At 65.9% G+C, this 23,143-nt stretch carries 17 protein-coding genes; 6 read left to right on the forward strand and 11 right to left on the reverse strand.

The genetic code is table 11. The features are described from left to right. The first annotated feature begins 200 nt into the window (after positions 1 to 200). Positions 201 to 1,544: an MFS transporter gene (locus tag ON40_RS42700; protein WP_040831448.1), complete on the forward strand. Its 1,344-nt coding sequence runs from the start codon at positions 201 to 203 to the stop codon at positions 1,542 to 1,544. Between the two features lie 286 nt (positions 1,545 to 1,830). Here ON40_RS42700 and ON40_RS52865 read toward each other — a convergent pair whose 3' ends face one another. Both ON40_RS52865 and ON40_RS42710 read right to left on the reverse strand, forming a co-directional pair. Then, a complete protein-coding gene (locus ON40_RS52865) occupies positions 1,831 to 2,442 on the reverse strand; it encodes a GDSL-type esterase/lipase family protein (protein ID WP_169542010.1) in 612 nt (203 codons plus the stop codon). 336 nt (positions 2,443 to 2,778) lie between these two features. Next, positions 2,779 to 3,834 (reverse strand): class I SAM-dependent methyltransferase, encoded by a 1,056-nt coding sequence (locus ON40_RS42710; protein WP_040831451.1) that lies wholly within the window; start codon positions 3,832 to 3,834, stop codon positions 2,779 to 2,781. A 382-nt stretch (positions 3,835 to 4,216) separates the two neighbouring features. Here ON40_RS42710 and ON40_RS42715 point away from each other — a divergent pair, with 382 nt between their 5' ends. Beyond that, positions 4,217 to 7,522 carry a protein kinase domain-containing protein gene (locus ON40_RS42715; protein WP_040831453.1) on the forward strand — a complete coding sequence of 1,102 codons (3,306 nt, stop codon included), beginning with the start codon at positions 4,217 to 4,219 and terminating at the stop codon, positions 7,520 to 7,522. Positions 7,523 to 7,897: 375 nt separating this feature from the next. Here the strand turns inward: ON40_RS42715 and ON40_RS42720 are convergent, their stop codons facing one another. Next, a complete protein-coding gene (locus ON40_RS42720) occupies positions 7,898 to 8,116 on the reverse strand; it encodes a hypothetical protein (protein WP_157186791.1) in 219 nt (72 codons plus the stop codon). A 145-nt stretch (positions 8,117 to 8,261) separates the two neighbouring features. Here ON40_RS42720 and ON40_RS52870 point away from each other — a divergent pair, with 145 nt between their 5' ends. Continuing rightward, positions 8,262 to 13,448 carry a midas domain-containing protein gene (locus ON40_RS52870; protein WP_040831456.1) on the forward strand — a complete coding sequence of 1,729 codons (5,187 nt, stop codon included), beginning with the start codon at positions 8,262 to 8,264 and terminating at the stop codon, positions 13,446 to 13,448. A 487-nt stretch (positions 13,449 to 13,935) separates the two neighbouring features. On the opposite strand, the gene ON40_RS42730 is transcribed toward ON40_RS52870, so the two are convergent. From ON40_RS42730 to ON40_RS42740, 3 genes are all read right to left on the reverse strand, one after another. After that, positions 13,936 to 14,697 (reverse strand): SDR family NAD(P)-dependent oxidoreductase, encoded by a 762-nt coding sequence (locus ON40_RS42730; protein ID WP_040831458.1) that lies wholly within the window; start codon positions 14,695 to 14,697, stop codon positions 13,936 to 13,938. A 65-nt stretch (positions 14,698 to 14,762) separates the two neighbouring features. Further along, the gene (locus tag ON40_RS42735) at positions 14,763 to 15,590 is read right to left on the reverse strand and encodes an SDR family oxidoreductase (protein WP_040831460.1); all 828 of its coding nucleotides are present in this window, start codon (positions 15,588 to 15,590) and stop codon (positions 14,763 to 14,765) included. 68 nt (positions 15,591 to 15,658) lie between these two features. Next, complete coding sequence (locus ON40_RS42740; protein WP_051194478.1) at positions 15,659 to 16,702, reverse strand: phosphotransferase family protein; 1,044 nt, start codon at positions 16,700 to 16,702, stop codon at positions 15,659 to 15,661. A 118-nt stretch (positions 16,703 to 16,820) separates the two neighbouring features. Between ON40_RS42740 and ON40_RS42745 the strand changes: the two genes are divergently transcribed. Further along, a complete protein-coding gene (locus ON40_RS42745; protein WP_245568243.1) occupies positions 16,821 to 17,669 on the forward strand; it encodes a TetR-type transcription factor C-terminal domain-containing protein in 849 nt (282 codons plus the stop codon). A gap of 67 nt (positions 17,670 to 17,736) precedes the next feature. Beyond that, the gene (locus ON40_RS42750) at positions 17,737 to 18,954 is read left to right on the forward strand and encodes an acyl-CoA dehydrogenase family protein (protein ID WP_040831508.1); all 1,218 of its coding nucleotides are present in this window, start codon (positions 17,737 to 17,739) and stop codon (positions 18,952 to 18,954) included. A 6-nt stretch (positions 18,955 to 18,960) separates the two neighbouring features. On the opposite strand, the gene ON40_RS52875 is transcribed toward ON40_RS42750, so the two are convergent. Further along, positions 18,961 to 19,179, reverse strand: coding sequence for a hypothetical protein (locus ON40_RS52875; RefSeq protein WP_040831463.1), 219 nt, complete (start codon positions 19,177 to 19,179; stop codon positions 18,961 to 18,963). A gap of 134 nt (positions 19,180 to 19,313) precedes the next feature. Between ON40_RS52875 and ON40_RS42760 the strand changes: the two genes are divergently transcribed. After that, the gene (locus ON40_RS42760; RefSeq protein WP_051194461.1) at positions 19,314 to 19,817 is read left to right on the forward strand and encodes an Rv3169 family protein; all 504 of its coding nucleotides are present in this window, start codon (positions 19,314 to 19,316) and stop codon (positions 19,815 to 19,817) included. Positions 19,818 to 19,889: 72 nt separating this feature from the next. Here ON40_RS42760 and ON40_RS42765 read toward each other — a convergent pair whose 3' ends face one another. From ON40_RS42765 to ON40_RS42780, 4 genes are read right to left on the reverse strand one after another with little or no spacing between them, the layout of a single operon-like run. Beyond that, entirely contained in the window at positions 19,890 to 21,458 is a 1,569-nt protein-coding gene (locus ON40_RS42765; RefSeq protein ID WP_040831510.1) for a fatty acyl-CoA synthetase, read from the reverse strand. Positions 21,459 to 21,474: 16 nt separating this feature from the next. Next, positions 21,475 to 21,975, reverse strand: a complete 501-nt coding sequence (locus ON40_RS42770; protein WP_040831464.1) for a flavin reductase family protein — start codon at positions 21,973 to 21,975, stop codon at positions 21,475 to 21,477. Between the two features lie 40 nt (positions 21,976 to 22,015). Continuing rightward, entirely contained in the window at positions 22,016 to 22,627 is a 612-nt protein-coding gene (locus ON40_RS48975) for a 3,4-dihydroxy-2-butanone-4-phosphate synthase (RefSeq protein ID WP_051194462.1), read from the reverse strand. 13 nt (positions 22,628 to 22,640) lie between these two features. Beyond that, positions 22,641 to 23,036, reverse strand: coding sequence for a hypothetical protein (locus ON40_RS42780; protein ID WP_040831465.1), 396 nt, complete (start codon positions 23,034 to 23,036; stop codon positions 22,641 to 22,643). Positions 23,037 to 23,143: the final 107 nt, after the last annotated feature.

Consider the following 23,143-nt stretch of genomic DNA (forward strand, 5'->3'; position numbering starts at 1 on the left):
CACCCCGCCGCACGAGAGCTCGCCACCGCAGCACTCGAATGAAATTCATACCGGGACAAGACTGTTCGATCGGACGGCCGTCGCGCCACACACTTCACGCAGTGAGAGGAACGAATCTTGACCAGACTCAGGCTCGAATTTATGGTCATTCCATATGACCATTTATCGCGCAGTGCTTGCCGACCTGCCGAGGAGACGGTATGACGACGCCGACTGCCGCCCCCTTCCCCCACGACGAATCGCAACCGCCGCGAACGAATCCCCGACGCGCGGCTACCGCGGCCTTTCTCGGCACCGTCGTCGAGTTCTACGACCTGGTCATCTACGGCACGGCCGCAGCCCTCGTATTCGGCCGGGTGTTCTTCCGTGATGTGAGCCCGCACGTTGCCCTCATCATGTCCTTCACCACCTTTGCCAGCGGCTATCTGGTGCGACCGATCGGCGGACTGGTCTTCGGCTACATCGGTGACCGGTTCGGTCGTCGCCAGGCGCTCATGCTGACCATCGCCATGATGGGCGGCGCCACGGTGTTGATCGGCGTGCTACCGACCTACGCGACGGCCGGCGCACTGGCGCCGATTTTGCTGGTCGTCCTACGCCTGCTTCAAGGAATCGCGGTCGGTGGCGAACAGGGCGGAGCCGTCCTGATCGCCGTGGAGCACGCACCGGCGAACAAACGTGGCTTCTACGGAAGCTTCTCCACCGCCGGCGCGCAAGGCGGAACCGTCATCGCCACAGCCATTTTCGCACTGGTCACGCTGCTACCGGACAATGCGTTCAATACCTGGGGCTGGCGAATTCCGTTCCTGCTCAGCGCTGTCATCGTCGCGGTCGGGATAATGGTGCGATACGGACTCGAAGAAACTCCCGCCTTCAAGAAAGTGCAGCAGACCGGCGAACGAACACGCAATCCGATTCGTGCGTCCCTGATCGAGCAGCCCTTGACGATTGTCGGCATCGTGCTCGTGATGAGCGGTGTATTCGCCTGCTGGTATCTGCTGACCGTATACACCCTCAGTTACGCGGTCGAGCACGTCGAAATTCCGCGAACCAAGATGCTGTCGATGGTCACGGTTGCCACCCTGCTGGTCGTGGTGATGAACCCGGTCTGGGGAGCCGTGTCCGACCGCATCGGCCGGACGAAACTGGTCATCGCCGGACTGCTCATCGATGGAGTGCTGCTGTTCGCCTACTTCGCAGCCTTGCCCACCGGCAACCTGGCGCTCATCTTCGTGCTCATGCTGGCCACCACGGGATGTGGCCACGCGATGGTCAACGGTGTCGTTCCGGCATTCGTGGTCGAAAGCTTCCCCGCCGAAGTGCGCTACACCGCAGGCTCTCTCGGTTTCCAGCTCGCCGGAGTACTCGGCGGATTCGCCCCACTCGTCGCTGTCACGCTGCAGAACTCGAGGGCGGGACTGATGTCGATCCCTGCCCTGTGCCTGCTGTTCTGCCTGCTGGGTGCGATCAGCGCTTACACCCTGCGCCGACAGTTTCGACCGAAGCCCGACACCGACCTCGAACCCGCACCAACGTTCGGCTGAGATCTACACGGGCAAAAAAACACTGCGCAGCATAATACTCGAATTCTGCGCCACCGACACTCACGGCATTCCGGCAATGGGAAATCGACCGCGAAATCCAGCCCAGCGGTAATCAACTGAACGGCAATACTTTCGGCCGGATGGTCCATGCGGACCACCCGGCCGAAACCTGCGGACCGATTAGCTCACCGACATACACATTTCTGCCGGCGACCTTTCCGTAGCCGCCGATCACTGCCGAACGTCCAGCGCCACAATGGAAGTTCATGCCATCCTATAGACGAGCTCAGTGTGTGAGCTCGCGGAGCGGCACCGCCTGTGCCATCAGGTCATAGCGCGCCGGACCAGGGTGTATTCCACCAAGTGAACCAGTGACGGAACGTTGTTTCGGCCGGTCCGGCTCACTCAACGCCTTCTCGAAGTCGACGATCGTGACGTCGTGAAGGCAGCGAATCCACGCGTTCAGCAGTTGCCGCTGGTCATCGCTGGCAGTGTCCGGCATCGCGTCGGCGAAGACAACCCTACGAGATACTCGCAAAATATACGTTCCCACAACGACTTTCAACCCGGCGGCATGAGCGGCATCGATCAAGCGGCAAACTCCGGACTCGACATCGGTCGCAGACCGATTGCAGTAGCGCAGATCGTTCCCGCCCTCATCGATATCGATGTACGGTGTCGCCTCCGATGCCCGCGTTAACCACCGACAGCGGGATTGCGGCCGCGTGCAGACGATCTGCCAGACAATCCGGATATGTTGCATGAGTGTCCGAACCCGAGGCCGTTCCTTGCGAGTAACAGTCAATTGGCTCACGAAGACGGCGGCCAAGAGCGAGATCCCCCACTGCCGGCGCGAACGGCGGCTGTTATTTACGGTCGCGCAGGTCGTGCAGATCATTCGCCAAAGTGAGACTTCGCACCACGGAGTTACATTGCGACAGTGCGGCATCCGACACTGGCGAGCACGAAACAGTCGCGTCGCAAGCCCTTCCGGATAGAACAATTTCCGCTCCCACCAGGCATTATGACGGGCAGTCGCCAAGGCCCCGACGGTAGCCGCAACAAGGGTTGCAGTCATAACTGCGGCCATGGGCGCCGGGCTGTGAGTTCCGAACAGGCCGATGAGAAGGGAAGCTGTTGCGCCACCAAGGAACTGACCGCCGCCAAGTAACGCCGAGGTGGTCCCGGGAGGCGGACCGCCACGCCTTGTCGCGGGACCCGAATCGCGTCGGATTCAGGGGCGTACCTCGTAGACCGCGTTCAACGGAGTCTCTGCGACGCGGCGGAACCGGGTGAACCCGGCATCGGCGGTCACCTGGCGGATCGCGGCCTCACCCGCCTGGGCGCCCAGGGCGTAGCCGCCGGGCTGGGACAGCGCATTCGGCACGCACAGCTGGCTCGAGGCGTTGTAGTAGACCCGGCCGACCGGGTTGAGGTTGTCCGCGACATCGTCGGCCGCGTTGGGCTCGACGACCATCCAGGTGCCGTCCGGCTCGAGTACCTCGCGCACGTGCCGCGCCGCGGCGAGCGGGTCACCCATGTCGTGCAGGCAGTCGAACGTGGCGGCCAGGGCGTAGTCGCTGCCGGAAAAGTCGGTCGCCGAGGCCACTTCGAACCTGATCCGGTCCCCGACCCCGGCGTCCGCGGCCCGCTTACGGGCGATCTCGATCGACTGTTCGTGGTAGTCCGAACCGGTGAACCGGGAGTTCGGGAACTCCCGCGCCAGCAGGATCCCCGATGCGCCGAGCCCGCAACCGATATCGGCGACGTTCGCCCCGGCACGAAGTTTGTCCTGCACGCCGTCCAGTGCCGGGATCCAGGACGGAACCAGGTTGGCGGCGTATCCGGGACGAAAGAACTGCTCACACCCGGTGAAGACGTACTGGTCGTGCTCGTGCCAGCCCATCCCGTCACCGGTGCGGAACGCCTCGGTGATCCGCGGTTCGGCCTTCAGCGCGCCGAGCGCGAGCACGAATGCACCCGGCAGATAGACCCCGCCGTCCGGGTTGGTGAGGGTGAACACCTGTTCCTCGGTCATCGAGTAGGTGTCGCTCGCCGCGTCGTACTCCACGTATCCACCGGCCGCCTGGCCGCGCAACCACTCGGTGACGTAGCGCGGATCGGTACCCGTGCGCTCGGCGAGTTCGGCGGGGAGCGCCGGGCCCTCGGCCAGGGCTCGATACAGCCCGAGGTTGTGTCCGATCACCACGTTGCCTGCCGCGAACGTAGCCCCCAGGTCGGCGACGAACCGGCCCATGAACTCGTGCAGCTTGTCCATGTCGACGGACATGACGAGCCTCCTCTACCTGATGTGTGCGACCGTCGAATCGTGAGTTCTCGCAGCGAAACTGCTGATATCCGGCATCACGACCGAGCAGTGGAGGACAGGAACCACGCGGTGCGGGCGCGCCACGGACCGTGCGGTAGATGATCGGCTTCGCTGCCACCCCGAAGAACCGGACCAAACACATCGCGCAGTTCGGAATCTACTCGCGGCCAGACACCGCGGATGCCCCCATAAGTCCTCACTCGTCACGGGTCGATGGGCAACACGACAGGCTCTGCAGATGAGGCTTTGCGTCGATCACAGGCAGGGCGCCACTCTGCGGCGCGCGGCGGCCACGCCGGTGACCGCGAAGTACCCTTGATATGTCACGAATCAGGACCGGCATATGGGCGACAGCGACCCGTTGAAGACACAGCACACCGCGATCTACGACGTCGCGGCGGAGCTGACGGATGCCGGATTCGGCGACGCCCAGGAGATCGGCCGCGGCGGTTTCGGCGTGGTGTACCGCTGCAACCAGGTGGCCCTGGACCGTGTCGTGGCGATCAAGGTGCTCACCGGCGACCTGGACGAGCAAGATCGGGAGCGGTTCGTCCGGGAACAGCGGGCGATGGGCCGGCTGACCGGGCATCCGAACATCGTGGGCGTGCTGCAGGTGGGTACCACCACGTCCGGGTTGCCCTATCTGGTGATGCCTTTCTATCCGCAGGATTCCCTCGAGGTGTGGATCCGCCGGCACGGCCCGCTGTCGGTCGAGCAGACGCTGCAACTGGGGGTGAAGCTGGCCGGGGCTCTCGAGACCGGACACCGGCTCGGCATCCTGCACCGCGACATCAAACCCGGCAACATCCTGATGTCCGAATACGGTGAACCGGCACTGACCGATTTCGGGATCGCGCGCATCCCCGGCGGATTTCGCACCGCGACCGGCACGGTCACCGGTTCGCCGGCGTTCACCGCGCCGGAGGTACTGGCCGGCGAGGCGCCCACTCCGGCGGCCGACGTCTACGGACTCGGCGCCACCTTGTTCGCTGCGCTGACCGGGCATGCCGCGTTCGAACGGCACAGCGGCGAGCAGGTCGTGGCCCAGTTCCTGCGCATCACCAGCCAACCGGTGCCGAATCCGCGCGAGCACGGCATCGACGACGACATCGCGATGGTGGTCGAACAGGCGATGGCCCGTGATCCCGCGCAACGACCCTCCCCCGCGGCATTGGGTGCGCAGTTGCAGCGTCTGCAGGCCGGGCGCGGCGGATCCGTCGATGAGATGGCGGTACGGGCCGAAGCGGTTGCGCCGCCGCCGGAGAGCACCTCGGTTCCGCCGGTTCCGCTGACCAGTGGCCGCGCGCCGGTACGCAGGCACGTGCGGTTCGGTTCACCGGCCGGCGCCAAGGCGCTGCTGCCGATGGAGCTGACGAGTTTCGTCGGCCGGCGCACCGATCTGACCGAGGCCAAACATCTGTTGGCGAACTCCCGGCTGGTGACGTCGACCGGAATCGGCGGGGTGGGCAAGACGCGACTGGCGTTGCGGGTGGCTACCGGGGCGCAGCGGGATTTCGCCGACGGGGTGTGGCTGGTCGAACTCGCGGAGTTGCACGACGGCGCTCTCCTGCCGGGCGTGATCGCCGCGGCTGTGGGGTTGCGTCCCCAGGCACAGCCGGTGCTGGACGTGCTGGTCGAATATCTCGCGTCGCGCCGGGCGCTGCTGGTGCTGGACAACTGCGAGCAGATCGTGGATGCGACGGCGAAGGTCGCGGAGACGCTGCTGCGGGCATGTCCGACGTTGCGGATCCTCGCCACCAGCCGGGAGCCCTTGAACATCGGTGGCGAAGCGGTGCTGCACGTGCAGCCACTATCCGCTCCCGATTCGGATCGGCACCCGTCGCTGCGAGGTGCACGCCGGTATGACGCGGTCAACCTGTTCGTCGAACGGGCCACCGCCGCGGTCCCCGACTTCACACTCACCGAGGGCAATCTCGCCGCCGTGACCGAGATCTGTCAGCGCCTCGACGGCTTGCCGTTGGCGATCGAGTTGGCCGCGGCCCGGCTGCGGACGCTGTCGCCCGAACAGGTCCGGGCGCGGCTCACCGACAGATATGCACTGCTGACCCGCGGCAGCCGAAGCGCGCCGAGCCGCCAGCAGACGCTGCAATGGTGCATCGACTGGAGTTTTTCACTGTGTACTCCGGCCGAACAGCAAGTGTGGGCTCACCTTTCGGTATTCGCCGGCGGTTTCGAGCTCGACGCCGCCGAACAGGTGTGCTCGTGCGGCCTCGCGGCGGAGAATCTGTTCGACGTACTGGCCGCGCTGGTCGACAAGTCGGTCGTGATCCGGGAGGAGTCCGATGCGGTCGTGCGCTTCCGGATGCTCGAGACGGTGCGCGAATACGGGCGCGGCAAACTCCAGGAGGCCGGCGAATATCCGGAACTGCTTCGCCGCCACCGGGATTGGTACCGCGAGTTCGCCGAGCGCGTGGAAGCCGACTGGTTCAGCCCGCGCCAGCGCGACTGGATCGCCCGCATCGAACGCGAACAAACGAACCTCCGAGAAGCATTGCGATCGTGCCTGACGGTCACCGACCTGGAACCCGACGCCGCGTTGTCGTTCGCGGCGACCATCCAGCTGTTCTGGTTCTCCCGAGGCCAACTCGGCGAGGCTCGGCACTGGCTGGACCACGCTCTCGCCCTCGAGCCCGCTACCGCCACGGCGGCGCGGGCCAGAGCACTCTGGCGCGCCTGCCTGGTGACCGAGTCCCAGGACGATCTCGCGGTTGCGTCCGCCATAGCGCAGCAAGCACGGGATCTGATCGCAGGCAGCGACAACCCGATCGTGCAGGCGTTCGCGAATCTCACCCTGGGCCTGCACGCGGTCCGCATCGGCGACTCGCCCAGCGCGGACGCTCCCCTGCAGGCCGCCTTCGCGGTCTTCACCGAACAGGACGACATCTACGGGCGGATCTGGTGTCTGCTCGGGCTCGGTTGGGTGCACGCATTACGGGACGAGAGCACACAGGCTCTGCGGTGCTACGAGACGGCCCTCGAGATCATCGAATCCTACGGCGGTTCGGTACATCTGGTGTATGCCCTGTGGGGAGCGGCGGTGGCCGCCTGGCGCCAGGGCGACCGCGATCGAGCGCTGGGGTTGCTGCGCAAACAGCTGCAGCAGGCCCGGAAGCAGCAAGATCTGCTCATGGCCGCGATAGCGCTGGAAACATTGGCATGGGTCGTGGGTACCCACGGCAGTGCGCGCCGCACCGCCGTACTGCTGGGCGCCGCACAGGCACTGGCCCGGGAGATCGGCGCGTCCCCCGTGCTGTTCCCGGAAACCGCAGTCCACCACGAAGACTGCGAACGATCGGCCCGTCGCACGCTCGGTCCGCAAGCGTTCGAGACCGCGTACCGCAAGGGCATGTCACTGGATCTGCTGTCCGCGACCGGCTATGCCCTGGACGAGCAACCGCAGGCCGCACCGCCCGGCGCAGGTCCGTCGGTGGAGCTGACCAAACGGGAGCGGGAGGTGGCCGGCCTCGTCGCCGAGGGCCTGACCAACAAGGCCGTCGCCAGTCGTCTGCACATCTCCCAACGCACTGCCGCCGGACACGTCGAACACATCCTGACCAAACTCGGTTTCACCTCACGCACCCGGATCGCGGCGTGGGTCGCCGAGCAGAGCGGCTCCGCGGAGAGTTGATCGGTTCGTTTGGACGGGGTATGTGCCCGGCGGCAGTTTGGCCGCTGTCGCAGCAGCCCCGCGGACTCCGTAGATGATCTCGGGCTCGATGTATGGAGCAGTCGAAGCGCTGCCGGACCGACGCTGCGGGCCGGTTGCGATGACGGCGGTCGGATGCCGGGGCGTGCAGCACTGTTGCGCTCTCAGCGAAACAGGTGAGCATCGTTCGGCCCCACCGGCGGCCGGGTCGGTCTCGCCGCTGACCGCGCGGGCGGCCTGGGCGAATAATCCTTGCGACACCAAGACGATGCAGATATGTGACCGGTTCGAAACCCATTGGAGCAGGGTCAATTTCACAGAATAGCTTGCCAGCCGGACTGGACGGACAGTTACGCCTCACGCAAAGCCGTTCGACTCCAACACATTTCGCTCATTGCCGATTCGCAACCGAGGGGCAGCGATGTTGCCCGCAGCCAAGGCCGCATCGAACACCCCCTCCCACGCGAGCAACCTTCTGGTTAAATCGATCTCGGCGTGTGGACCGCGCGTGGTCGCGCTATCGGCCGAAGTTCGCTCGAGGCCAGCGAGCGCAGCGTCATCGGCATTTTCGATCACAGAATGATATCCCTCGGGCGCGAACGCCCAATTGCGTACCAGCGCGGACGGATTCGCGCGCAGCAACCTCGATCTCGTGCGACCCTGTAGGCCCCGGGCGCTCATACCGGGATTCAGCACACGCCTTCGAGAGGGTGGACGGACTATGACAACTCCCGACGACCGGACGATGACCGACGACGACACGGCCGACGCCGCGGAGACCACTACAGCTAACGGTGCCACCGCAGTGAACGGAACGGCACCCGCTGAGGGTGAACCGAAAGTCGAGGGTCAGCCTTCGGTTGCCGAAAATGAAGGGACACAGGAGGTTACGGAAGGATTGACGGAAAGTGACGAGGCGGGGATCGAGGACGAGCCCGCCACGAATGTGACGGCAGAGGTGACCGCCGCCGATGAATCAACGGCCGACGCGAGCGAGTCGACCGGACAGGATGAAGCGACCGCCGAAGATGAGACGGCGGCCGAGGACAGCGACACCGAGACCGATGGATCGGCCGAGGCATCGACATTGGAGACGGCCGCCGACTCGGAGTCGGTAACCGAAGATGAAGCGCCGCAGGAGGATCCGCAGCAAGAAACCGGATCCGACATCGCGGACCCGCCCCTGGAGCCGGAACCGATAACTACCGACGGCGACGCCACAACTGAGGACGGCGCCACCGCCGAGTCGACCGCAGCAACCGCGACCGAGCCCACTTCAGTCTCCGAAGACGAAGCGCCACAAGCCGACCCGGAGCCCGCAGCCGGATCCGAGATCGCGGAGACGACAGACGAGACAGAGCCGGTAGCTACCGACAGCGAAGCGGAAGCCCAAGGTACCGAGGAGTCTCCGGCAGAGGAGGTCGCCGAGAACGCGACCGAGCCGGAGTCGATCAACGAAGAGGAAGCGCAGCAAATCACCCCGCAGGCCGAGGCTGGATCCGAGCCCTCGAACACGACCGATGAGACAGAGCCGGTAGCCGCCGACAGCGACACCGCAACCGAAGACGCCGCCGCGGCGACCGAGTCGGAGCCGACCGCCGGAGAGGAAGCGGCAACCGCTACCCCGGAGCCCGAGGTCGCCGATACAACCGACGAGACGAACCCGGTCCCTGCGGACAGCGACACCGCAACCGAAGACGGGACTGTCGAGGAGGCCGCGGCAGAATCGACCGAGTCGACGTTGGTCGTCGAAGACGAAGCGCCGCAGCACAACCCGGAGACCGAGATCGCGGACGAGACGGAGTCGATAGCTACCGACAGCGAGGCCGCAACCGAAGCTACCGAGGAGACTCCCACAGAGGAGGTCGCCGAGAGCGCGACCGAGCCGGAGGCAATCAAGGAGGAAGCGTCGCAGGCCGCCCCGGAAGCCGCGGCCGGATCCGAGGTCGCCGATACGACCGACGAGACAAAGCCGGTCGCTGCCGACAGCGCCGCCGAGACCGAGGACGAGGCTACTGAGGAGGCCGCCGTTGCGGTTGCCGAATCCGAGGAGATCACCGAAGGCGAAGCGCCACAGGCTGACGCGGAGGCTGGATCCGACACAGCCGAGGAGATAGCGCCGGTAACTGCCGACAGCAACCCCGCGACCGAGGACGAGGCCGCCCAGGAGGGGACCGCCGCTGCGGACACGATCGACGAGGCTGAGACGGTAGATAGCGACAGCGCCCCAGAGGGTACGGCCGATACTCCGGCAGAGGAGGCCACCGCTGCGGAGTCCGAACCGGAGACGATCACCGAAGATACGGCGTCGCAAGCTGCCCCGGAGGCCGAATCGGAAATCGCGGACGAATCCGACGAGACGGAGCCGGTCGCTATTGACGGCGACGCCGCGACCGATGACGAGGCCACAGCAGAGGGGACCGCTGCGGCAACCGAGTCGGAGGAAATCACCGAAGACGCAGCGACACAAGCCGACCCGGAGCCCGGAGCCGGGCTCGAGATCGCAGACACGACCGACGCGACGGAGCCGGTCGCTACCGACAGCGAGGAAGCAGCTCCGGCCGAAACCTCCGCAGACGAGATTGCCACCGACGCATCCGAATCGGAGGAGTTCACCGAGGACACGGCATCGCAGGCCGACCCGGAGACGGAGACCGAATCCGACATCGCGGACACGACCGACGAGGAAGACACGGTCACTACCGACACCGAAGAAGCGGCTGCGGCCGAAACCTCCGCAGATGAGGTTGCACCTGAGGAGTCCGAATCGGACGAGATCACCGAGGACACCGCACCGCAGGCCGACCCGGAGGCCGAGACCGAATCCGACATCGCGGACACGACCGACGAGGAAGACACGGTCGCCACCGACACCGAAGAAGCAGCTCCGGCCGAAACTCCCGCAGACGAGGTTGCCGCTGAGGAGTCCCAACCGGAGACGACAACCGAAGACGCAGTGGTGCAAGCTGACTCTGAGACCACGGCCGGACCCGATGTCGCGGAGACGACCGACGAGACGGAGCCGGTGGGTGCCGACAGCGAAGCCGTAGCCGAGGGCGGGGACGCTGCTGAGACTCCGGCGGACGAGATTGCCGGGGCCGAGGCAGAAGAGATCTCCGAAGACGCAGTGGCGCAGGCTGATACGGAGGCCGAGGCTGTGGATACCGCTGCGGAATCGGAACCGGTGTCTGTCGAAGACGAGGCTGTCGCGGGTACGGAGTCCGCCGACGGTGAGTCCGGTGCCGAGTTGCAGCCAGCTACCGAGGACGAGCGGGCCGCCGAGGGTGTGGAGTCGGCACCGGATGTCGCCGAGTCGGACACCGAGCCTGCCGCCGATGACGCAGCGGCGCAGGCTGATTCGGCTGAAGATCCCACGCAGGGCGCTGACGCCGGGGAGCCCATGGCTGAGGTCGGGGCCGGTGCGGGCGATGCCGTGGACGTGGTCGCTGAATCAGCGGAGGAAGTCGTGGCCGAAGCATCGGATTCGGTCGAGGCCGACACGGAAGACGGCGAAGCGCCAGCCGCCGACGCAGCCGCTGTTGCGGACGAGGCACAGGGCGAGCAGGCCGATGTCGCGGAGACATCCGCGGACAGTGAGACACCGGCAGAGGGCGATGCACCTGCCGACAGCGAGACACCCGCCGAGAGTGAAACACCTACCGACACTGAGGAAGTAGCTCGGACCGAGGCGGAGGAAGTGGAGGCAACCCGACAGGAGGGTGAGACCGTCACTCCCGATGCGGACGTGTCCGGGGAGGCGGAGGCCGTGGCCAATTCCGCAGAGTCGCTTGCCGTCACGGGTGAAGAGGTCGTCGCAGACGAGTCGACGGTTGACGCGGAGCAGGCCCTGGTCGAGACGGCCGCGGAGGATGAGGGTGTGACCGCCGCCGAGGGTGAGGCTGCGCCTGAGGGGCAGACTGCGGCTGAAGGCGAGAGTGCGTCAGAGGGCGAGGCTGCGGCTGAAGGCGAGGCTGTGACTGAGGCGGCCGAGTTGGTCGCGGATGCGGGTGCGGAGGATGCCGCCGAGGCGGACGAGTCCGCTGAAACCACGGCGGTGGCCGAGGACGAATCCGGCGCGGAGTCGGTGGCGGCGGATGCTGCCGAGGAGGACGCAGCAGCAGACAGCGACACGGATGCCGAGGCGGTCGCGGAAGTGGTAGCTGTCGAGGATCAGGCCGTCGCTCAGGATGAGACCGAGGCCGAGGTGGAAGCACCGATCGAGGCTGAGGCGGATACGCCGGTTGCGGCAAGCGACGAGGTCGAGGAAGCGATCGACCCGTCGGGGAGCCAGGTCACTGAGGAGACTGCGGAATCCGAGGTCGAGGTGACCGCGGACGCCGAAGCGCAACCGGAGGTCGACGCCGAGGCTGAGCCTACGGTAGAGCCCGAGCCGAGTTCCGACGCTCAGGCCGAACCCGAACTGGAAGCCGAGCCTGAGCCGAACTCCGACACCGAGGCACAATCCGAACTGCAAGCTGAAGCCGAGCCCGCGGAGGAGCCCGAGCCAAGTTCGGATGCTCAGGCGCAACCCGAGCCGGAAACCGCGGAGGAGCCCGAGCCAAGTTCCGACGCTCAGGCGCAACCCGAACCGGAAACCGAAACCGAGCCCGCGGCAGAGTCCGAGGCAAGTTCAGATGCTCAGGCGGAGCCGGAGCTGGTCACGGAAGCTGAGGCCGAGCCTGCGGTGCAAGAGGATTCGGCCGAGCCGGAAACGGTGGTTGCAGAAGGTGGGATAGCGGTCGACACCGAGACCGTCGGTGCCATCGACGAAACCGTTGCGGACGAGGGTGATTCGGCCGAGCAGACCGCGGAGACCGTGGCCGTTGCCGAAGACGAGCCGGAATCGGGTATCGAAGCGGAAGCCGAACTGGTGACAGATGCTGAAGCCGAAGCAGGGCAGGATTCCGAAGCAGAAGCAGAGCCGGAAGCCGCAGCCGCGCCAGAGGCAGAGGCAGAGGCAGAGGCAGAGGCAGAGGCAGAGGCAGAGGCAGAGGCAGAGGCAGAGGCAGAGGACGATTCGGAGCAAGCGACAGAGCCGGTAGCCGAGACCGAGGCGGAACAAGCCACCGAGACCGATCCGGAACAGGAAACCGAGCCGGTAGCCGAGACCGAGCCTGTGGCGGAAACCGAACCGGAACAAGCAACCGATCCAGCAGCCGACAGCGATCCGGAGCAAGCAACCGAGCCTGTTGCGGAGACCGAGCTGGAACACGCAATCCAGGCGGTGGCTGAATCCGAATCGGAGCAAACGGCCGAGCCAGCTGCCGAAACCGAGCCGGAGCACGCGACCCAGGCGGTAACCGAAGCCGAGGTGGAGCCTGAGCTGGATCCGGAAGACTCCCCCGAGCTCCTCGTCGAGGAGCTGACCGACGACGAGCCTGCCGGTCCGGTCGAGGAAGCTGTTGACGGCGAGAGTGTTTCGCTCGAAGAGGGCGTGCTCGACGAGGTCGCGGAGGCCGAACCGTTCGTGGACGCCGAGCCGGAGGCGGACGCCGAAGCGGAGCTGGAAGGGGAAGCTGCGGACGCGGAGACCGAAGAACCGCAGGCGGAACCGAGCGAGCCTGCCGAGGATGCGGCAACCGACGACACCGATGCCGAAGGTGTGGTGGATGCCGAGCACGCGGCGGAAGCCGCACCGGTCGGGACGCGGGATCTCGTGGCGTACTCGAGTTCGGTTGTGCTGGCGGAGAAGCCGGCCGCATCGGGTGACAGCGCCGGGGCGATCATCAACGAGCAGGCGGCGACGATCAACGATCAGGCGCGGATCATCGCGAAACTGGAACGCCGGGTGCTGGCCCTGGAGACCATCATCAAAGCACAGGAGGCACAATCCAATTCACTGGTCGGGCTGGTTGCGACCTACAAGAATGAATTGACCAGTCTCACTGCGGATCTCATGGACCTCTGACCGCGAGAACGCTGGGAGGCGTCGCAGACTCGCGGCGCCTCCCATCCTCACCCGCTCTATCTGCGACCGTGCAGGAAGGGCGGGTGATTTCGTCCAACCACATCGATGCAAGCCGCAGCCGGATGCCCGGTAACGTGCGATTCCGCCATCGTGCCACTCATGGCGTCGGCATCACGGCACAGCGGCCCTCACGGGCGTGCGCACCGCAATGTTCTTCTGCGCGGTGCTGTTACTGGTGCGCGGGGCAGTCGTCATCCTGTTCCGACAGCGCCCGCACCAGTCCGCGCCCGAATCGGTCGTCGCCGAACGCGGGTGATCCGCAGCCGACATCACCGTGCACCATCGCGGCGTTCGAGTATCACGTCGAACGCCGCACCCGGCACCGGCTCGGACCACACTCCCGATCTGCAGAACCACTGTCGATCGCGACAATGCATGCGCTGCTACGGAATTCAGCTTCACCACGCAACCGCCGAGCGAACGAGCCTTATTTCGGCGCCATCCGAATCGCGCCGTCGAGACGAATCGTCTCCCCGTTCAACATGGCATTCTCAACGATGTGAGTCGCCAGGGCGGCGTATTCATCGGCCCTGCCCAGGCGGGACGGGTGCGGAACCTGCTCGCCGAGAGACTTCTGCGCCTCCGCGGGCAGCCCCGCCATCATCGGAGTCTCGAAGATGCCGGGAGCGATCGTCACCACGCGGATCAGGTGACGCGCCAACTCCCGGGCGATCGGCAATGTCATGGCCGCGACACCACCCTTGGACGCGGCGTACGCGGGCTGACCGACCTGACCGTCGAAGGCGGCGACCGAGGCGGTATCGATGATGACGCCGCGTTCCCCGTCGACCGGTGTGGTGGTGGCCATCCGCTCGGCAGCGAGCCGGATGACGTTGAAGGTGCCGACGAGATTGATGCGCACCACGCGCTCGAAAACGTCCAGGGGCAGAGGTCCGCTCCTGCCGAGCACCTTTCCGGGTGTGGCGACACCGGCGCAGTTCACGACTATGCGCAGATCCCCGAGATCGGCGGCGCGATCGATCGCGGCCGCCACTTCGGTAGCGGATGTGACGTCAGCGGCCGCGAAGACCGCATCGGCGCCGAGTCCGGCTGTCGCCGCTTCCCGATCGGCCATCGGCAGATCGATCAGCACCACCTTGGCTCCCCGAGCGTGCAGTGCGCGAGCCGTGGCGTTGCCGAGCCCGGACGCGCCACCGGTCACCACCGCGACTGTTCCGTCGATATTCATTGGTCTCCTGAATCTGGTTCCGACGCATCGATCGAACGATGCGGATCAAGCGAATTCCGTTGCTGTCAGCGCGGATCCACGAAGATGTCGTATTCGAGGGGAGGCTGTCCCCCGTACTCGTCGAGGTCGGTGATTCCGGCTTCGGCCAGTACGTCCACGTCCAGCACGCACCGGTTGGCGTATCCGGATGGGTCGCCGAAGATCCGCATCGCCGCGTCCGCCATGATTTTCGGATTGCGCGCGTGGGCAGCAGCTTCGGCCCCGCCCAGCAGGTTCACCACGGCGGCAGTGGCAATGGTGGTTTCCGGCCACAAGCAGGTGCTGACCACCGAGGTGTCGGCATACTCCGCGCCGAATCCCATGGCCAGCAACGTCATTCCGTATTTGGCCAACATGTACCCGGGGTGCTTGCCCAGCCACTCCTGCGACATGTTCAGCGGCGGCGACAACGTCAGGATCTGCCCCTGTGACGACTTGCGCAGATACGGAAGGCATCCGCGGGTCAGGGCGAAGGTTCCGCGCACGTTCACCTGCTGCATGAGGTCGAAGCGCTTCATCGGCAGATCCTCGGTGCCGGACAGGGTGAGCACACTCGCGTTGTTGACACAGATGTCGATGCCGCCGAATCGTTCGACAGCCGTCTGCACGACGCGCTCGACGTCGGCGTCCTTGCGAACATCGCCGACCACACCGACCGCATTGCCGCCCGCCGATTCGATTTCGGCCACGGCGGAACGAAGGGTCCCGGGCAGCCGAGGGTCGGGCACATCGGTTTTTGCCAACAGCACGACGTTGCCGCCCCGCGCCGCGAACTCCGCGGCGATCGTGTACCCGATACCTCGGCTGCCGCCGGACATGACCAGCGTGCGGCCATGGAAACTGTTGTCCTTCAACGCATTCCCTCTCATCGACCGAGCCCGCCGACGCCCGGTGCAGGTCGTCGGCGAGGCCGGGAGTGTTGTCAGTGCGCCGGGCGCGGGCCGACGTATTCGGCGAACGCCGTGTGACCGCGTTCGATCAACGCGGGCACCATCGCACCGAGCCGTTCGAACCCGTCCCCGACGGTCAAGCCCTGCTGTGTGCGGTAGTGAATGCCTTCGAAGATCGCGGCGATCTTGTAGTAGGCGAATCCCAGGTACCACCCGAATTCGGACAGATCGCAGCCGGTCAGCTCCGCGTACTGCGCGACCAGCGTGTCGGCGGTGGGGAATCCGGGCACGTCGCCGGGCACCGCGGCGACCGGACTGTCCAATCCGCGGAAACCGTCCCACCAGATCACCATCGAGGCCAGATCGGTCAGCGGGTCGCCGAGGGTGGCCATTTCCCAGTCGAGCACGCCCACGACACGGGCGTTCTGCGGATCGACCACCACGTTGTCGAGACGATAATCACCGTGCACCAGCGCGGCCGCGCGGCCGAACGGCAGCGCAGCGGCCAGCCGCTCCCCCAGGTCCACCAGATCCGGCAGGTCCCGGCTGTGCGACGCGGCCACCTGAGCATCCCAACGACGCAGTTGCCGTTCGAGATATCCCTGCGGACGCCCGAGATCGCCCAGACCCACCGCTTCGGGATCGAGCCGATGCAGACGAGCGAGCGTGTCGACGAGCCCGGCGGCGAGATCGTTCGACTTCGCGCTGATCCGGTCGAGCTGCTCTCGCTCGCGCAGCACCGCACCGCGCGCGAACTCCATGATGTAGAACGGCGCGCCGATGATCTCCGGGCCCGCGATCACCAGCGGTGCGGGCACGGGGACATCGGTGGGATGCAGCGCGCGCAGCATCCGATATTCACGATCCATGTCGTGCGCGGTAGCGAGCACGTGCCCCAGCGGTGGGCGGCGCAGCACCCACTCGGTCGTGCCGTCCGTCAGCCGATAGGTCAGATTCGACCGACCGCCGGAGAGCAGTTCGACCCGCAACGGGCCGTTGAGCAGATCGGGGATCTCGGCACGAATGAACTCTTCGAGCTGAGGTACAGATATTCCGGGAATAGCCGGAGCCGACATGAACACCATCCTGAGACCGAGCGATCGTCCGGTAGAATTGAACAGAATCGAAAGCTAGCCGACACCTCCGGCGATGTCAACGGCGACTAGGCTCGTCCTGCTGCGAAAGGAGCCTGGATTGACCGCACGAGAGCTGCAGGAACGAAATGCCGACGAGGAGCGCGAACTGCTCGGGCGGCGGTTGCGCGCGGCCCGGCAGGCGAAGGGGCTCACCATCCGGGACGTCGCTCCGGAGATCGGCGTGAGCGTCGGCACCTGGAGTGCGATCGAGAACGGACTCGCGCGAATCTCCGAGGACCGGCTCACCGGCGCGGCGCGCCTGTTCGACACCGACCCCGCCGAACTGCGCGGAGCGCCGCTGCCGAACGAGAGCGATCGCAGGTGGCGGGATTTCCCGCCGCTGCAGCTTCCCGCCCCCATCACCGGCGCGCTGAACGCCTTCGTCGAACTCGGCTACCACGGCGCGACGATCCGCGAAATCGCCAACCGGGCAGAGCTTTCGGTCGCCGGGGTGTATCACCACTGGCCGACCAAACAGCATCTGCTCGTCGCACTGCTGGACCTGACGATGGACGATCTGCGCGAACGTTGCCGCGCGGCGCGCGCGGAGGGCGACGGTCCGGTCGAGCGGCTCGAGCGACTGGTCGAATGCCTCGCCCTGTTCCACACCCATCGACGCGAACTCGGCTTCATCGGCGCCAGCGAGATGCGCAGCCTGGACGAGCCGCATCGCACCCGCATCGCGGCGGCGCGGCGGGACGTGCAGCAGATGGTCGAGGACGAGGTCGCCGAGGGTTGCCGCCGGGGCGCGATGCTCACCCCGCTGCCGCGCGAAGCAGCCCGCGCGGTGGTGACCCTGTGCACCGCACTGCCGCAGTGGTGGTCGCCCGCGGGCGAACTCACTCCCGACGCGGTCGCCCGGCAGTACATCGAGTTCGCTCGCGATATCGTCCGCGCTCCTCGTTGACGCCCTGCCCCGAGCCACCCTATAGTTCAGTACCGATCATTTGATCGGTCTTGTTCAGGAGGTGTTCATGACCGGATACGAACTCCCCGCGCCCTCGCCGCGGGCATCGGAGCTGCACGAGCGCATGGCGCGATTCATGCGTGAGCGCGTGCTGCCGGCCGAAGCCGACTACCTGACGTGGCGTCGCGAGGCCGGACCGGACGACCACGTCGTGCCGCCGATCGTCGAAGAGTTGAAGCAGTACGCCAAGACCGAGGGTCTGTGGAACCTGTTCCTGCCCGCGGCTTCCGGGCTGACCCAGCTCGAGTACGCACCGATCGCCGAACTGTCCGGGTGGAGCCTGGAAATCGCGCCGGAAGCGATCAACGGACAGGCCCCCGACACCGGCAATATGGAACTGCTGCATCTGCTGGGTAGCGAACAGCAGAAACAAGATTGGCTCGAGCCGCTGCTCGCGGGCGATATCCGATCGGCGTTCGCCATGACCGAACCCGATGTCGCCAGCAGCGACGCGACGAATATCGCGACTCGGATCGAACGCGACGGCGACGAGTACGTGATCAACGGACGCAAATGGTGGACCAGTGGCGCGATGGATCCGCGCTGCGCCTTCTTCATCCTGATGGGCAAGACCGACCCCACCGCACCGGTTCACCGGCAGCAGACGATGGTGCTGATACCGCGAGACACCAAGGGCGTGCAGGTGATTCGCGACTACCCCGTGATGGGGCACCACGACCAGCACGGCCACGCGGAAGTCCTGTTCACCGATGTGCGCGTTCCGGTCGAGAACGTCATCGGCGAGGAGGGTGGCGGTTTCGCCGCCGCGCAGGCGCGGCTCGGGCCGGGCCGCATCCACCATTGCATGCGCGCCCTCGGCGCGGCAGAACGTGCGCTCTCGTTGCTCGTGGCACGTGCGAAAGAGCGTGTCGCCTTCGGTAAGTCGCTTGCGGAGCAAGGCGTCGTGCGCGAGCAGATCGCCGAATCGCGCATCGAGATCGACCAGGCGAGGCTGCTGTGCCACCACACGGCCCACGTCATCGACACCAGCGGCAACAAGGCGGCCAAGGATCTGGTCGCCATGGCGAAGGTCGCGGTTCCGCGCACCGCTCTGCGGGTCATCGATCGTGCCATCCAGGTACACGGCGGAGCCGGAGTCACCGATACGACTCCGCTCGCCGCCATGTACGCCTGGCATCGCGCGATGCGCCTGTTCGACGGCCCGGACGAGGTGCACATCCAGGCGATCGCGAAGAGCGAACTCCGGCGCGATCCGCAGTTCTGAGACGGATCAGACCCGGATCAGCACCTTCGTGCCCGCACCCTCGTGCAACCGATGGAACGTAGCCACCACATCGGCCATGGTGGCTTCCTCGACCCAGCCCGCCGGGTCGTAGGAGCCCGCCGCCATGGCCGCGATCACCGCATCGAAATCGGCGGGCAGGTAGGCCAGCGAACCGGTGATCGACCGTTCGGAGAACACCAGCCGGACCTTCGCCACGGTCTCCACGCGGACATCTCCTGGACCGAGAAGGTGTGGTGCTCGCTGTTCGCGCGGGACGGCTCACTCCAGATCGATTTCGGTCTCGGTAAGTACCACAACCGCAACGTCATCGACGGCTTCGTCGGAATATCGCGCGGAGGATGTACTTCCAGCCCAAGGACGGCAGCGACCCCTACGAGATCCACCACTACCTCCAGTGGGTGAACGGGGAGGTGCACTACTTCTCCGGGTTCGTCGATTACGCCGACGGACACCAGGAGCCGTTGCACGGCGCGGTCGACGACCTGAAATACGACCCCGCGACCAGGCGCCTGCTCGGCGGCACCATGACCTTCGACGCGGGCTGGGGCAAGACCCGCACCGTGGAGATCGCCCCGGTGTCCGATACCGGTTTCCACCTCGGCACCGCGCACTATTTCGGGTTCAAGGGCGAGCGGCACGGACAGGGGCACGGGGTCGACCACACCTCGGGCGAGCGGTACGCGGATAAGACCGGTCGCGACACGATCATGGAAGCACATCAGTTGCGCGACTGCGTCATTCGCACTCAGGAGGGCGATGCGACGGGCTTCGGCATCTTCGAGTCGGTCGTCCTGGGCGATCACCCGCGCTATGGCCTGAGCGGCTCGGACTCCTTCTTGTGAGTCCGCTGAACTGTCGGGGCCCGGCGGCGAGATCCATCGCCGCCGGGCCCCGGGTTCGCCCGCCCCATCGCATCACTCGGCCGAATGATCCTCCCGCAGAATACGTTTGAGCACCTTCCCGCTGGGGTTCTTCGGGAGTTCCTCGACGAACCTGATCGACTTGGGCACCTTGTACGGAGCGAGACGGCTCCGGCAGTGCTCGGTGATGTCCTGCGTCGTCAGCGCGACGTTGTCGGCGAGCACGACCGTCGCGGCCACCGCCTCGATCCACCGGCTGTCGGGAATTCCGTAGACGGCCGCTTCGGAGATCTGGGGGATTTCGTAGAGGACTTCCTCCACTTCGCGGCCGGCCACGTTCTCGCCGCCGGATTTGACCATGTCCTTCTTGCGGTCGACCACCCACAGGTAGCCGTCGCGGTCGAAATATCCGAGGTCACCCGAATGGAACCAGCCGTCGGCGAATGCCTCGCGCGTCTTCTCCGGCAGGTTGAAGTAACCGAGTGTCACCTGCGGGCTCCGGTGCACGATCTCCCCCACTTCGCCGACGCCCGCTGGTCTTCCCGCATCGTCGAGGATCAGCGTCGAGACGTTCAACGCGGCACGTCCGGCCGAACCGCCGCGCGAATCCTGGTCGGCAGGCGGAAGTACCGTCGCGAGCGACCCCATCTCGGTCTGGCCGTAGAAGTTCCACAGCTGTAGGCCCGGAAGGGCTTCTCGCAGTTCGTTCAGGACTTCCCTGGGCAAGGCGGAAGCGCCGTAGTAGCCCTTGCGCAACGTCATCGGAGCCCGGTTGCCCGAAACCAGTTCGCGCAGAATCGATATCCACACCGTGGGCGGGCAGAAGAGATTCGTGACACCATGCTGTTCGATCGCGCCGAGCATGGCGACCGGATCCGGACGATCGAGGATGATGCTGGTCGCGCCGAGATACAGATCCGGGATCAGGAAGTTGTCGAGCTGCGCGCAGTGATAGAACGGCAGCGCGTGGACCTCGATATCACTGTCCTGTTTCCCGCCGGAGACGATGCAGCTCAGGTACTGCCACATCAGCGTCCGACTGGAGTGCATGACACCTTTCGGGCGGGATTCGGTGCCCGAGGTGTACATGATTCTGATCAGTGCGTCGTCGTCGACCTGGATGTCCGGTGCGGGGGAAGCGACGTTCGCCAACGCCGCGTCCAGGTCCGGCCAGTCCGCGGCACGAGATTCGCCCACCGATATGCCGAATCGGACCGGAATACCGACGACGGCTTTCTCGATCGCCTCGTCGACGACCGGGCACAGTGCGTCCTCGGCGACGAAACCCGAGGGGCGGCAGTCGTCGATGAGATAGGCGACCTCCCCGGCGGTCAGCATGAAGTTGATCGGAACGGCCACGACGCCGATGCGCGCCGCGCCGAAGATGACGACCGGGAACTGCCAGCAATTGTGCGACATGATCGCGAGACGGTCACCGGGACGCAGCCCGTGCTCCCACAGACAGGCCGCGGCGGAATCCACCAGACGATCGAACTCCGCGAACGTAATTCGCGTATCCCGATGCACGAGGGCGGTCTTGTCCGGTGAACGCAGTGCGCTGCGCCGCGGTATGTCGCCCAGTACCTGAGAGCGGGCCTGCGAGATCATCGAGTTGTCTGTCATCGAAAGTTCCACGGACTCACGCGATATCACTGGGCACGTGAGTGCCGAACTGGCGACGATGATAGGTCAGCGGGGCAGCCCCCGGTGAGGTGTCCACTTCGAGCACCTGCCCGACGATAATCTCGTGGTCTCCGCCGTCGACGAATTCGAGTGCCGTACAAGCGACCCAGATCGCGGTACCGGCCAAGCGCGGCAGGCCCGCCGATTCCTGCCAGTCGATGCCGTCGAATTTCGCAGCGCCCTTACCGGCCAACTGTCGCGCCATCGCATGCTGGTGAGAGGACAGAACATTGACCCCGAAGCTGTTCGACTCCGCGATGTATCCGAGGCAGTCCGAACTCTTGGCCAAGGCTACGGAAATCAGACAGGGCTGCATGGACAGTGACACGACAGCGCTCACGGTGGTGCCGTGCGGCCGCTCACCGGCCATGACGGTCACCACGGTCACCGGCGCAGCCAAATGCGCCATCGCGTCACGGAATCCGGACTCCAGCGAGACCTGAGTCAGATTGGTCATTCGTAGCTCTTTCGTACAGATAGTCGGACCGGGGAGCGCACTACCGGACTCGGCCGTCGACCGCCGACTCGGCAGCCCGCACCACGTCGGAATAATTGAAGGAGGGAATACCCGACAACGCGGGGTCCTCGACCACCGCGCAGAACGCCATCGATGTGCCTGCGCGCCCGCACAATTCGGCGGTCGCCGCGAGTATCGAGGGACGGTTCGACGGGCGGTGCTCGGCCAGCACCGGAATCACGTGACCCGGCCGCCGCAACGCGCCCGGCGTCGCGAACGGATCGGCCAGCACGCGCAGTGTCGTGGCCCGGTCGCGAGCCGAGATCCCGGTGGTGATGCCGACGGTCGAATCGACCGAGACCCGCATCGAACCCACATACCAGCGGTCGGAATCGTCGCGCCAACAGGCGGGCGGTAATTCGAGACGGCGGCACGCCTGCTCGTCGACCGTGGCACAGATGAATCCTGATCCGTACCGCACCAACGAGACAGCGGCCGACACCGTGACCGAATCCGCCAGCGCGACCATGTCGCATCCGGCGCCCATGATGTCATCGACGGCGAGGGCCACATGCCCGGTGCGCAAGGCGGCGACGGCCTGATCGAGGCGGCCCGCGGCGCGCCTGCTCGCCGGTGCGGTCGGAACAGTCATCGTCGCGACCTCGTCAGACCGTGAGTCCGGTTGCGGCCCAGAACCGTTCGAACGAGGACGGCACGATATCCGCGCCGTGGGTGACCTTCCCGTCGACGAACCGATGGGTCATCACCATCGTGATGTCGAGTTCGTGCTCACCCAGACGCCGATACGCGCGCACATCGGCCACGACGATCTCATCGCCGATCACCGACACGTCGGTCACCTCGTTGCGGGACTCGTCGAGCTTGGCCAGGATTCCGAAGGCTTCGAGGAACTCGGCCTTGGTGTAGAGCCGCTGGGTGCCGTCCAGCGTGAAGCCGGCCCAGATCATCGCATCGTCGTACAGGTTGACCAGTGGCACCGGATCGCCCTTGTCCGCAGCGGCGAAAGCGGCCTTCAGCGCCTCGGCATTCTGGATCGTCATATGTTCTCCTCGGGGTGACGTCTGTGGTCGTCATCACTGTCGCCGACGGCCGACCTCCGTCGTAACCGTCCAACTACGTGATCCGGCGCATCCAGCCCACCTCCCTC

The sequence above is a fragment of the Nocardia jiangxiensis NBRC 101359 genome, assembly GCF_000308615.1.
In the GTDB taxonomy this organism is placed as follows: domain Bacteria; phylum Actinomycetota; class Actinomycetes; order Mycobacteriales; family Mycobacteriaceae; genus Nocardia; species Nocardia jiangxiensis.